Raw genomic sequence first — 11,669 nt, 5'->3', positions numbered from 1 at the left:
TGAAGNCCAGCCCGCGCTCGGCGAACAGCAGGATCGACAAATCAGCTCCCCGAGCGTCTCGGGCTTGTTCAGGTTCTCCAGCACGTGGATGAGCCCGATGACGGTGCCGATGATGCCGATGGTCGGGGCGTAGCCGCCCATGGCGGTGAAGAACTTGGCCGCGACCTTGTCCTCGCTCTTCTTGGCAGCGATCTCGCTGTCCAGGACGGTGCGCAGGTCCTCGGGGTCGGTGCCGTCCACGGCCATCTGCAGACCACGCTGCAGGAACGGGTCCTCGATGGCCTTGATGGAGGACTCCAGGGCCAGCAGGCCCTCCTTGCGGGCCTTCTCGGCCAGCGTCACCAGGGTCTGGATCTGCTCGGTGGCCGGGGGCACSGCSGCSGGGGTCAGGCCCATCTTGAACCAGGTGCCGAGCTTCTTGACGTCGGCCATCGTGGAGCCGGCGATCGCGGCACCGAAGGTGCCGACGAAGACCAGGATGATNCACCGCGGCCGGGGTCAGGCCCATCTTGAACCAGGTGCCGAGCTTCTTGACGTCGGCCATCGTGGAGCCGGCGATCGCGGCACCGAAGGTGCCGACGAAGACCAGGATGATGGGCGGCAGCAGGATGATGGCCATGGGGGACGAGCCCTCCATGATCATCGAGGCGATGATCGCGACCAGTGCGATCGCGACGCCGATCAGGGTTGCCGGGTCCATGTCAGCGCTCCTCGCGGATCGGGAAGGCCAGCACCGAGTGGTCGGCGGTGGCCGTGGGGCGCGGCTGGGCGACGAGGGCCGGGTAGGCGCCCCGGTCCATGGCGTAGGCGGTGGCGAGCACGTCGGCGCGGTAGTCGCGGATGGACCGCAGGACGTCGTCGAGGCTCTCCCGGACGAGGAAGCGGACGTCGTCGGTGAGGGAGATGACGGTGTCGGGGTGTGCCTCGACCCGCTCGATCAGATCGGGGTTCAGCGCGAACGGCTCCCCGTTCAGGCGGGTCAGGCAGATCACCGGAGGCTCCAGGTCGGTCGGGGGTTGGCCCAGCTGGGCACCGGTGACATCGGTCCGGCGCCGGACCCCCTGAAGCCGAACGGCCCGGCCCCCCCGAAGGGGTGACCGGGCCGTGCGGTGCAGCGCTGTTCGTGGTGGGGCTACCGCTTGAGGTTGACCAGGTCCTGCAGCAGCTCGTCGGAGGCGCTGATCACGCGGCTGTTCGCCTGGAACCCGCGCTGGGCGATGATCAGGCCGGTGAACTCCTCGGAGAGGTCCACGTTGCTCATCTCCAGCGCGCCCGAGGCCAGCGTGCCCAGCGAGCCCTCGCCGGCGGCACCGATCAGCGCGACCCCGGAGTTGTCGCCGATCGCGAAGCTGGTGTTGCCCATGTTGACCAGGCCCGAGGGGTTGTTGAACGTGGCCAGCGCGAGCTTGCCGATGGCCTGCCGCTCGCCGTTGGAGTAGACGCCCATGATCGTGCCGTCCTCGTTGAGCGCGAAGCTCTGCAGGCTGCCGGCGGTGTAGCCGTCCTGGTCGGCGACGTTCAGCGGGCTGCCGCCGTTGACGTGGGCGAGCGCGGCGAGGTCGGACGTCACGGCACCCCCGCCGACCCACGGGGCGGTGAACGACAGGCTCTTGTCGGTGGAGCCGCTGACGCCGGCGACGGTGCCGTTGTTGGCGAAGGTGACCTGCGCGGGGGTGTAGGCCGCGGCGGGCAGCGGGGTGCCGTCCACCGCGATGCCGACGGTGAACACCTGGGAGTTCGTGGCGTCCCGGGTGAAGGTGTAGGTGACCTGGTGCTCGGCACCCTGGGCGTCGAACATCGTCGCGGTGGTCACGCTGGGGTTCTCGGTGGCCCCGGCAGCGGTCGGCGGCAGGGCGAGGCTGCCGGCGATCGTGGCCGTCGCCGTCTGGTTGGGGGACTTGACGCTGCCGTAGGACACGGCCAGGGGCTGCAGCGGGCCGCTCGTGCTGACCGCGCCGGTCGTGGGGTCGGCCATCCAGCCCTGCAGGACCGCGCCGTCGGCGGTGATCAGCTTCCCGGCGCCGTCGAAGGTGAACGACCCCGCGCGGGTGAACAGCTGCTGGCCCTTGGACTCGGTGACGAAGAACCCGTCGCCCTGGATCATGAAGTCCAGCGCGCGGCCGGTGTTCTGCGTCTTGCCCTGGCCGAAGTCGGTGGTGATCGCGGCGAGCTTCACGCCCAGGCCGACCTGCGCCGGGTTGGCGCCGCCCTCGAGCCCGTCGGGGCTCTTCCCGCTGCGCAGCACCTGGGTCAGCGTGGTCTCGAAGACGGTGTTGGAGGTCTTGTAGCCGACCGTGTTCACGTTCGCGATGTTGTTCGCGACCGTGTCCATCTTGGTCTGGTGGGCGCGCAGGCCGGAGATGGCCGAGAACATCGAACGCAGCACGGGGGACTCCTGGGGTCGGGGGAGCGGGTCAGGCGGTGGTCGGTCAGGCGGTGATGGTGGTGAGCCGGCCGACGGGGACGGCGACCCCGTTGACGGTGGCCTGGGCCTCGGTGGAGGCGGTGGCGATGCGCACGGAGCTGACCGTGCCGGTCGTCGTCGTCCCGTCGGTGGCCGTGTAGCTCACGGACTTCCCGACCAGGGCGCCGGCGCTGGTGGCCCGCTGCATGGCGAGCATCGAGGTGTTCTGGTCGGAGATGTTCTGCAGGGCCTCGACCTGCGAGTACGCCGCGGTCTGGGTGATGAAGGCGCTGGAGTCGGTCGGCTTCTCCGGGTCCTGGTACTTCATCTGGGCGACCAGCAGCTTGAGGAACGTGTCCTTGTCCATGCCGGTGTCGCCCACCGAGGTGGTCGGTGTGGTGCCGATCAGGTTCGCGATCGGTGTCGCGCTCCCGGTGGTGACGGGGGTGGTCACGGTGCCTCCTCAGACGCGGACGTCGACACCGGCTGCAGCCGACCGGTCACGGGTGTGACCAGTGGTGCGGGTGGTGCCGGAGTCGTCATCGGCAGTCGGGACGCCGGTCGGCACCCTCGACGCCCATCTGTCTGCGCCGTCGGGCCGGCCGCCCCAGCCCGACCCGGTCTGGGGGCCACCGGCCGTGCTGCCCGTGACGTCCGCGGTGGTGACGGTGAGGCCCGCCGTGGCGAGGTCGCGGCGCAGGTCGGGCAGTGCCTCGACCAGCGCCGCCCGGCCGTGCTCCTGCCCGGACGCCAGCGTCAGCTGCACCTGGTCGCCGGTCACCACCAGCTGCACCCGCACCTCGCCGAGGGACTCCGGGGCGAGGACGACGGTGACGGTGTGCGTGCCGTCGGTGCTGGTCAGGTCGAGCAGCTGGGGGGTCAGCTGGGCGGCGACCGGGGGTGCGTCGGCGCGCGGTGCCGGCACGGGCGCGGACGACGACGCGGCGGGCGAGGGGGTCGCCGGCGCCGCCGGTGTGCCACCCACGGTGGCGGTGCTGGGGTCTGAGCCGCGGTCGTCCGCCTGGTCGTCGGCTGCGGGTCCTCCGCTGCCGCCCGGGACGGCGACGGCGACGGCGGTGGCGGCGACGGCAGCCGTCACCGCGGTGGTCTCGACGGGCGCCGGTGCCGGGGCGTGCGCGGTGGCAGCGGCCGGCACCGGGGTGGCCGGTGTCGCCGCCGCGGCGGCGGGCAGGACGGGGTCGGTGGGCGCCGGGCCGCCTGGCGCAGGGGCCGTCGGCCCGGGGGGCGACGGGACCGCGGGGTCCACGCGGGGACGCGCCGGGCCCTCGACGGGCGGGGTGGTCCCCGGCTCGGCGGCCTGCACGGGCGGGGCGGTCGAGGACGGCGCCGGGGCCGGAGCGGGCCCGGCCGCGACCGCATCCGGGAGCGGGGTGATGCCACGGGCGGGCACGCCCTCGGCGGGCACGACCCCGGCCGGCCGGGCAGGGACCGCAGCCGGCGTCGCGACCTCGACGGGCTGCCCGGTCGACGGCTCCGCGGACACGACGGGGGACGCCACGGCAGGGGTCGGCACGGGAGAGGTCGCCACGGCAGGGGTCGCCACGGGAGGGGTCGCCACGGCAGCGGTCGGCGCGGCAGGGGTCGCCACCGGAGGGGTCGACACGGGCGGCTGCAGCGCCATGAGCCACGCCGGCACCAGGGCAGCAGGGGCCGGAGGGGCCGTGGTCGCCGTGTCCACCGGCTCGTCGGCCGGCTGCTCCTCGGTACCCGGCTGCTCGGCGACCGCCCCCTGCAGCAGTGCCGCGAACGCGTCGTCCGGCCCGGTCGGGCGGGCGGTGCCGCGGGTCGTCGCCGGAGGGGTCGCCGGCGCACCGACGGGCAGCGTCACGCGTAGCCCGCCGCAGCCGCGGTGACCTTGCGGACGTAGGCCTGCGTCTCCGGGTACGGCGGGATGCCGCCGGCCGAGGACACCGCGCCCGGGCCGGCGTTGTAGGCGGCCAGCGCGAGGTCGGTGGAGCCGAACTGGCGGGTCAGCTGGCTCAGGTACTGCGCGGCGCCGTTCACCGCCGACGCCGGGTCGAGGGCGTTCACGCCCAGCCCGGCCGCCGTCCCCGGCATGAACTGCATGAGGCCCTGGGCCCCGGCACCGCTCACCGCGGTGGAGTCGAAGCCGGACTCGACCTTCGCCACCCCGGCGAGCAGAGCGGGGGAGACGCCCCAGCGGGCGCCGGCGGAGGCGAACAGGTCGCTGTACGGGACGCCGGCGAGGCCGCTCCCACCGGCGGCGGGCGTGGCCGCGGAGGTCGCGGGCAGCACCCGGCGGATGACCGTCGGCGTCCCGACGTCCTGGATCTTGACCACGTCACCCTGCTGCGGGGCGGCGATCATCTTGCCGTCGCCGAGGTAGAGCCCGACGTGGTCGATGCCGGCCCGCGAGGAGCTGTTGTCGAAGAACACCAGGTCACCGGGACGGGCGTCGGCGAGGCCGGCGACGGCGGTGCCCGCGGTGGCCTGCTGGGACGACGTCCGCGGGATCGAGATGCCCAGGTCGGCGAACACCCGCTGGGTGAAGCCGGAGCAGTCCAGGCCCTTGGCCGGGTCGGTGCCGCCCCACAGGTAGGGCACGCCGAGGTAGTTCTTCGCGGCGTCCACCACGGCGTTCTCCCCGGAGACCGACCCGGTCGCCGTCGGTGTCGCGGCAGTGGTCGCCGAGGTGCTCAGGCCCGCGGCGGAGGCTGCCGACAGCCAGGCCTGCGCGGAGGCGGGGGAGGCACCGGCGAAGGCGGCCATCCGGCTCTGGATCTCCGAGATCCGGCCCTGGACGGCGGTCAGTCCCTCCACGACTCCTCCTCCCTCCTGCTGTGTCGTCCGGTCACGATGTCGTCCACGGCCCGCTCCTCGGCGGCGAGCTCGGCGCGCAGGGCGGCCAGCCGGTGGCGTTCGGCGAGCCGTTCCAGCGCCGCGGTGCGCTGGGCGGCGGCGGTCCAGGCCGCACGCACCGCCTCGGCCTGTTCGGCGGTCGCCGTGGCACTGGCCCGGGCGTCGTCGGCGTCGGTGGCCAGGGTCTGCAGGCCGAGCATCGCGGCCAGGAACCCGGCGCCGTCCACGCCCGAGGGCGGGCGGGCCCGGCCGAGGGTGGCGGCCACCGCCCGGGCGTGCTCCTCGCCGGCCGCCGCGGTGCGCGCGGCGTCGGCGGCGGCCACCCCGGCCGTGCGCTCCTGCACCCGGCGCAGCTCGAGCACCGGCTGCAGCCGGAAGGCGGTGCGCTTCACCCGCCGCTCACGATCGCGTGCAGCCGGGCCCAGGAGTCCTCGGGGTCGGTGGTGTCCTCGACGGACTGGCGCAGGAAGCCGGTCAGCTGGGGCTCGAGAGCGCGGGCGCGGTCGACCAGCGGGTCGCTGCCGGCCTGGTACGCGCCGATCTCGACGAGCTCCTTCACGTCGCGCAGCGCACCGAGCAGCCGGCGGGCCTCCCGCGCGTCGGCCACCCGGTGCGGGGCGGTCACCGACGAGGCGACCCGGGAGATCGACTCGAGCACGTCGATGGCCGGGAAGTGCCCCGCGGTCGCCATCGCCCGGGTGAGCACGACGTGCCCGTCGAGGATCGAGCGGGCGGTGTCGGCGATCGGCTCGTTGTGGTCGTCGCCCTCCACCAGCACGGTGTAGAGCCCGGTGATCGAGCCGACCGTGCCGGTGCCGGCCTTCTCCAGCAGTCGCGGCAGCATCGCGAACACGCTGGGCGGGTAGCCCCGGGTGGCCGGCGGCTCGCCCGCCGACAGCCCGACCTCGCGCTGGGCCATCGCGGTGCGGGTGATGGAGTCCATCAGCAGCAGCACGTCGCGGCCCTCGTCGCGGAAGGACTCGGCGATCCGGGTGGCCACGAACGCCGCCCGCAGGCGCACCAGCGGGGGCTCGTCGGAGGTGGCGACGACGACGACGGTGTTGGCCATCCCCGCCTCGCCGAGGTTCTCCTCGAGGAACTCGCGCACCTCGCGGCCACGTTCGCCGATCAGCCCGATGACCCGCACGTCGGCGTCGGTGCCGCGGGTGATCTGGGCCAGCAGGGTGGACTTCCCGACCCCGGAGCCGGCGAAGATGCCCAGCCGCTGGCCGCGCCCCGCGGGCACCAGGGTGTCCAGCGCCCGGACGCCGAAGGACAGCGGCTGCTCCACCCGGGTGCGGGTGAGGGCGTGCGGGGTCTGCGTGGCCAGGTCGACGAACCGGGCGCGACCGACCAGGGGCGGGCCGCCGTCGACGGGTCGGCCGAGGCCGTCGAGCACCCGGCCGAGCAGCGCGTGCCCGACCGGCACCTGCAGCGGTCGGCCGGTGGGCCGCACGCGGGCGCCGACGTGCACGCCGGTGACCTCGCCCAGCGGCATGCAGGTCAGCCGGTCCTTGTGCAGCGCGACGACCTCGGCCCGCAGCGGCTCCGGGCCCTCGCCGATCTCGACGACGTCGCCGACCGCGGCGGTCACGCCCTCCACGGTGATGGTCAGGCCCATCGCGCCGGTGACGGCGCCGGTGCACAGCGGCCGGGCCGCGACGCGGGCGCGCTCGAGCACGTCGGTGAGGCTCATGCCGACAGCACCGCGCGCACGCGGTCCATGGCCGGGCCGAGCTGGGCGTCGACCCGGCGCACCCCGGTCTCGGCGATCGCGCCGGCCCGCTCGACGGTGTCGTCGCCGACGACCCGGACGGTGTCGGGCACCTGGTCGAGCACCGCGGCGGGGATGCGCTCGAGGTCGTCGGGGTGCAGCCGGACGACGGTGGGTCCGTCGGCGGGGGACAGCGCCAGCGCCCGGCGCAGCGCGTCGATGCCCGGCCGGCGGACGACGGCCAGCTCCCGGGCGAAGACCTCCTCGACCAGCGTCAGCGCCGTGCGCAGCAGCAGCTCGTGCAGCTCCTCGCCCCCCGCGGGCGGGGTGGCGTCGACCTGGGCGCAGGCGGCGGTGAGCGCGGCGACGGCCGAGGCGGTCCGGCCCTCCCAGCGCTGCTGGGCCACGGCCGCGCGCTGGGCGGCCTCGGCCTCGGCGCGGGCCACGGCGTCGGCGGCGACCGCCGTGCCCTCGGCGTGCCCGGCGGCCCAGCCCTGCTCCCGGGCCTCCTGACGCAGCCGGTCGAGCTCGGCGGCGTAGACCTCCTCGAGCCGGGGCGCCGGGGCGTCGCCGACGCGTCGTCCGGCCGTCGTCGTCCGGCGGTCGGGCACGTACGCGGTCACCGAGTCGGACCCGCCGCGCAGCACCGCGCCGGCCGGCGCGCCGTCGGGCACCGGGTACAGCACCGGCGGGGCCGGCTGCTGGGTGCGGACCGCGGGGCGGCCGGGGCCGCGGGCGGAGCGGTCCCAGGCGACGGCGCGGGCGGTGGACTCCCCGCGCAGCACGGCTCCCTCAGGCGATGAGATCGTCCTCACCCCCTCGGTCGATGACGATCTGGCCGGACTCCTCCATGGCGCGCAGCGCGGCCACGACCCGGGCCTGGGCCTCGCCCACGGTGGCCGCGCGGACCGGGCCGAGCAGCTCGATCTCGTCGCCGAGGTCCAGCGCCGCCCGCTCGGAGAGGTTGCGCATGACCTTGTCGCGGACGTCGTCCCGGACGCCCTTGAGCGCAGCGGCGAGGTCCGCGGTCGCGACCTCGCGCAGCACCAGCTGCATGGACCGGTCGTCGACCACGACGATGTCCTCGAAGACGAACATCTGCGAGCGGACCTTCTCGGCGAGCTCGGGGTCCGAGGCCGACAGCGACTCCAGGATCGACTTCTCCGTGGGCCGGGACGCGCGGTTGATGATCTCGACGAGGGTCTCGACACCGCCGGCGGAGGAGAGCTCCGGGCTGGCCAGCAGCGAGCCCATCCGGCGGCTGATCTCGTCCTCGACCAGCCGGATGACCTCCGGGGAGGTGCGGTCCATCATCGCGATGCGCAGCGCGACGTCGGCCTGCCGCTCGGGGGCGAGCCGGCTCATCAGCTCGGCAGCCTGCGTGGCGGGCAGGTGGGCCAGCACCAGCGCGATGATCTGCGGGTGCTCCTCGCGGAGGAAGGACAGCAGCTGCCGGGTGTCGGCGTTGCGCAGCGAGGTGAACGGCGGGTCGACGTAGACGGTCTGCAGGCGGCCCAGCACGGCCTCGGCCGCGGCGTCGCCGAGGCCGGCGGTGAGCGCCTCGCGGGCGAACTCCAGCCCGCCCGCGCCCAGCGCACTCGGGTTGACCATCCGCTCGTGGAACTCGAAGAGCACGTCGTCGACGTCGGTGGGGGCCACGTCCTTGAGCCGCATGAGCTCGCCGGTGAGGGCGTCGATCTCCGCGGGGGTCAGCTGCGCCATGACGGTGCCGGCCTCCTCGCGGGACATCTGGGCGAGGAACAACGCGGCCTTGCGCAACCCGGACAGGTCGCGGCGGGGCAGCCGGACGGGAGCCCGGTCCAACTCGCTCCCGGGCTCCAGGCCGACCATCTGCTCGACGCTCGTCAGGCTCACGTGCGGCTCTCGGCCAGCCAGCCGCGCAGGGTCGAGGCCACCGCGTCGGGCTGTGCCTCGATCATCGAGGTGATCTCACCGCGCAGCCGCTGCCGCTCCAGGGCCTCGATGGCCGCCGAGGTGCGCAGGTCCAGGCGGGCGTCGCGGGTGCTGGTGACCATGAGCGGGTCGAGGTCGTCGCCGGCCTCCAGCTCCAGGGCCTCGTAGTCCTCGTCGGCGAGGGCCTCCTGGCGCTTGCGGTTGCGCCACCAGACCAGCGCCACCAGCAGCAGCAGGCCGCCCACGATCGAGCCGGTCTTCACCAGCGACCACATCCGGTCGCTGGCCTCGGCCGCGGCGGAGGCGGCCAGGTCGGCGGCAGCGGCGTCGGCGGCGGAGGTGTCGAAGGCCATCGAGGCCACGGTGATCGCGTCGCCACGGGCCGGGTCGAGGGCGACGGCGTTGCTCACCAGGTCCTGCACGGTGCCGGGGGCGACCGTGGCGCCGCCGGCGGAGTTCATCAGCACCGAGACGGTGAGCCGCTCGACCGAGCCGGGGGCCGCGATCGTCGTCGTCGTCGTGGTGTCGACCGGGTTGTTCGCGGTGGTCGACTCCCGGTTGTAGGAGCCGTCGCCACCCTGCCCGGCGGCCGCGCCGTCAGTGCCGAGCACGCCGGCCGCGGCACCGCCGGTGCCGGTGTACTGCTCGGTGCTGGTGGTCTCGGCCAGCGCCGGGAGCTCCTGGGGGTAGCTGTAGGTCTGCGAGGTGCTGTTGCTCTGGTCGAAGTCCAGCGAGGCGGCGACGGTGACCACGGCGTTGCCGGCACCCAGCGCGCGGTCGAGCATGTTCTGGGCGTTGGTGGCCAGCCGCTGCTCGAAGGCAGAGGTGTCGTCGGCCTGGGCCTGGCTGCCGGCACCGGCGCCGTTCTCCGAGGACAGGAGGCGGCCGGTGGAGTCGCTGACGGTGACCTGGTCGGGCTCCATGCCGTCCACCGAGCTGGAGACCAGGTGGGTGACCGACTGGACCTGCTCGCCGGACAGGTCGGTGCCCGGGCGCAGCTGCAGCAGGACCGAGGCCTTCGGCTTGCTCTCGTCGGTCACGAAGACCTCGTCCTTGGGCATCGCGATGTGCACGGTGGCCGCGGTGACGCCGTCGATCGCCTCGAGGGTGTTCGACAGCTCGCCCTCCAGCGCCCGCTGGTAGGTCGTCTGCTGCTCGAACTCGCTGGTGGTGATGCCCTGCTCGTCCAGCAGCGAGTAGCCGGTGTCCGAGCCCGCGGGCAGGCCGAGGCCGGCCATCGTCAGGCGCAGCGAGTAGACCTGGTCCTTCGGGACCATGATCGTCCCGCTGCCGTCGGGCAGCTGGTAGCTGACGCCCTCGGCGTTGAGCTCGTCGACGATCGCCGAGGCGTCGGTCGAGGACAGGTTGGAGAACAGCGGCTCGTAGGTGGGGGCGGTGACCCAGCGGACGAAGACGAACCCGCCCACGGCGATCCCGAGGACCAGGGCGATGACGGTGGCCTTCTGCGCGAAGGTCAGGGTGGCCAGCGTGGCGCGGACGCGGTCCAGGGGACCGGCGAGGGCGGCGGGCATCAGACCGGCATCCGCATGATCTCGTTGAAGGCGTCGACGGCCTTGTTCTTGATCGTGACGACGGCGTCGGTGGCCAGGCGGGCCTCGGACGCGGCGATCATGTAGTCGTGCACGTCCTGCAGGTCGCCGGTGGCGGCCTGGGTGGCGTAGGTGTCGGCGGTGCTCTGCAGGCCCTGCAGCTGCCCGATCGACTGCGTGAGGACGTCGGCGAACGTGCTGCCCTGCGCGTTGACCGGGGCCTGCACCGCGGAGGTGGCCGAGCCGCCGCCCAGTCCGCCGACGCCCTGGGTCAGCAGACCGCTGACGTCGGTGGCCGGGACGCTGTTGCTGGCGCCGTTGGCGATGTAGCCGGAGTTGAAGCCGACCCCGTAGCCGGTGGTCAGGGCGATCGGAGAGGTCACAGGTTCTTCCCGAGCTGCAGGGCCGCCTGGTAGGCGTCGGTGGCGCGCGAGATCGCGCTGATGTTGGCCTGGTAGCCGCGCTGGGCGATGATCAGGTTCGTCATCTGGGTGCCGAGGTCGATGTCGGGCATCCGGACATAGCCCTCGTCGTCGGCCAGCGGGTTGTCGGGGGAGTAGACGAGCTTGCCCTCGGCGCTGCCGAAGGCCGCACCGGCCACCCGCACGCCGCCGGAGCCCGAGCCGTAGTCGACGGCCTGGGCGACGATGAACCGCTCCTTGAAGGCCTCCTGGTCCGGCGCCGCCGCGGTGTTGATGTTGGCGATGTTGTCCGAGACCGCGTCGAGGTACTTGCGGTGCAGCGTCATCCCCGAGCCGGAGATGGAGATCGAGTCGAAGACGGCCATCACTGCGTCCGGAGCGCGCTGCGCAGGAGGTCGTACTTGCCGTTGAGCGCCGACAGGGCCAGCTGGTAGCGCAGCCCCGTCTCGGTGGCGATGACCGTCTCGGAGTCCAGGTCGACGTTGTTGCCGTCGGTCCGGGTGGCGGCCAGCGAGCGGGTCACGGTGCCCCCGCCGGCGGTCGGGGTCTCGCCGTCGGCGAGCTCGGTGCGCAGCATCGACTCGAAGTCGGTGCGGCCGGCGAGGAAGCCCGGGGTGTTGACGTTCGCGATGTTGTCGGCACTGACGCGCTGCCGCTGGGAGAGCCCGGAGAGTGCCGCGTGCAGCGTGCTCATCGTGGCGTCCGCGATCATCTTCGAGCCTCCGACTGGTCCGCGTCAGGACCCCGGGGAGGGGGCCGTCTCTCGCGCGAACCGTTCATCGGCAGTGCTCGGTGGCACCGTGACCACCGGGGCCGAACGGACT

The 11,669-nt window shown here is 73.9% G+C and carries 14 protein-coding genes and 1 pseudogene; all 15 read right to left on the bottom strand.

Annotated elements, in window-relative coordinates:
* Positions 1-6: 6 nt before the first annotated feature.
* Positions 7-246, bottom strand: a 240-nt coding sequence (locus ASG36_RS23055) for a MotA/TolQ/ExbB proton channel family protein (RefSeq protein WP_235494748.1), incomplete at its 3' end; no start/stop codon positions are given.
* Between the two features lie 238 nt (positions 247-484).
* Positions 485-700: pseudogene (locus tag ASG36_RS22525) on the bottom strand (motility protein A); the annotation flags it as partial.
* Between the two features lies 1 nt (position 701).
* Positions 702-992 carry a flagellar FlbD family protein gene (locus tag ASG36_RS04805; RefSeq protein ID WP_055760122.1) on the bottom strand — a complete coding sequence of 97 codons (291 nt, stop codon included), beginning with the start codon at positions 990-992 and terminating at the stop codon, positions 702-704.
* Between the two features lie 140 nt (positions 993-1,132).
* Positions 1,133-2,386: a flagellar hook protein FlgE gene (locus ASG36_RS04800; protein WP_055760120.1), complete on the bottom strand. Its 1,254-nt coding sequence runs from the start codon at positions 2,384-2,386 to the stop codon at positions 1,133-1,135.
* A gap of 43 nt (positions 2,387-2,429) precedes the next feature.
* Entirely contained in the window at positions 2,430-2,858 is a 429-nt protein-coding gene (locus ASG36_RS04795) for a flagellar hook assembly protein FlgD (RefSeq protein ID WP_235494582.1), read from the bottom strand.
* 9 nt (positions 2,859-2,867) lie between these two features.
* Positions 2,868-3,908: a flagellar hook-length control protein FliK gene (locus ASG36_RS04790; RefSeq protein ID WP_157498566.1), complete on the bottom strand. Its 1,041-nt coding sequence runs from the start codon at positions 3,906-3,908 to the stop codon at positions 2,868-2,870.
* A 341-nt stretch (positions 3,909-4,249) separates the two neighbouring features.
* Positions 4,250-5,206, bottom strand: coding sequence for an NlpC/P60 family protein (locus ASG36_RS04785; protein WP_055760113.1), 957 nt, complete (start codon positions 5,204-5,206; stop codon positions 4,250-4,252).
* Positions 5,194-5,637: a flagellar export protein FliJ gene (locus tag ASG36_RS04780; protein WP_055760110.1), complete on the bottom strand. Its 444-nt coding sequence runs from the start codon at positions 5,635-5,637 to the stop codon at positions 5,194-5,196. The genes ASG36_RS04785 and ASG36_RS04780 overlap by 13 nt, the downstream gene beginning before the upstream one ends.
* A complete protein-coding gene (locus tag ASG36_RS04775) occupies positions 5,634-6,941 on the bottom strand; it encodes a FliI/YscN family ATPase (RefSeq protein WP_055760107.1) in 1,308 nt (435 codons plus the stop codon). Before ASG36_RS04775 ends, ASG36_RS04780 begins: the two co-directional genes overlap by 4 nt.
* The gene (locus tag ASG36_RS04770) at positions 6,938-7,744 is read right to left on the bottom strand and encodes a FliH/SctL family protein (RefSeq protein WP_055760104.1); all 807 of its coding nucleotides are present in this window, start codon (positions 7,742-7,744) and stop codon (positions 6,938-6,940) included. The genes ASG36_RS04775 and ASG36_RS04770 overlap by 4 nt, the downstream gene beginning before the upstream one ends.
* Before the next feature lie 7 nt (positions 7,745-7,751).
* A complete protein-coding gene (gene fliG, locus ASG36_RS04765) occupies positions 7,752-8,834 on the bottom strand; it encodes a flagellar motor switch protein FliG (protein ID WP_055760101.1) in 1,083 nt (360 codons plus the stop codon).
* Positions 8,831-10,405, bottom strand: a complete 1,575-nt coding sequence (gene fliF / locus ASG36_RS04760; RefSeq protein ID WP_055760098.1) for a flagellar basal-body MS-ring/collar protein FliF — start codon at positions 10,403-10,405, stop codon at positions 8,831-8,833. Before fliF ends, fliG begins: the two co-directional genes overlap by 4 nt.
* On the bottom strand, positions 10,405-10,806 hold the full coding sequence (gene fliE, locus ASG36_RS04755) for a flagellar hook-basal body complex protein FliE (protein ID WP_235494580.1): 402 nt from the start codon (positions 10,804-10,806) through the stop codon (positions 10,405-10,407). The genes fliF and fliE overlap by 1 nt, the downstream gene beginning before the upstream one ends.
* Positions 10,803-11,210: a flagellar basal body rod protein FlgC gene (locus tag ASG36_RS04750; protein WP_055760095.1), complete on the bottom strand. Its 408-nt coding sequence runs from the start codon at positions 11,208-11,210 to the stop codon at positions 10,803-10,805. The genes fliE and ASG36_RS04750 overlap by 4 nt, the downstream gene beginning before the upstream one ends.
* Positions 11,210-11,539, bottom strand: coding sequence for a flagellar basal body rod protein FlgB (gene flgB, locus ASG36_RS04745; protein ID WP_235494578.1), 330 nt, complete (start codon positions 11,537-11,539; stop codon positions 11,210-11,212). Before flgB ends, ASG36_RS04750 begins: the two co-directional genes overlap by 1 nt.
* Positions 11,540-11,669 lie beyond the last annotated feature (130 nt).

It is taken from the genome of Geodermatophilus sp. Leaf369 (assembly GCF_001424455.1).
Taxonomy (GTDB): domain Bacteria; phylum Actinomycetota; class Actinomycetes; order Mycobacteriales; family Geodermatophilaceae; genus Klenkia.
The sequence above is the reverse complement of the archived record's forward strand: the minus strand, read 5'-3'. Positions and strand labels throughout refer to the sequence as shown.

Coding starts and splice junctions, on each gene's coding strand:
- ASG36_RS04775 (WP_055760107.1), bottom strand. CDS start 6,941: ATGAGCCTCACCGACGTGCTCGAGCGCGCCCGCGTCGCGGCCCGGCCG.
- fliF (WP_055760098.1), bottom strand. CDS start 10,405: ATGCCCGCCGCCCTCGCCGGTCCCCTGGACCGCGTCCGCGCCACGCTG.
- ASG36_RS04750 (WP_055760095.1), bottom strand. CDS start 11,210: ATGGCCGTCTTCGACTCGATCTCCATCTCCGGCTCGGGGATGACGCTG.
- flgB (WP_235494578.1), bottom strand. CDS start 11,539: ATGAGCACGCTGCACGCGGCACTCTCCGGGCTCTCCCAGCGGCAGCGC.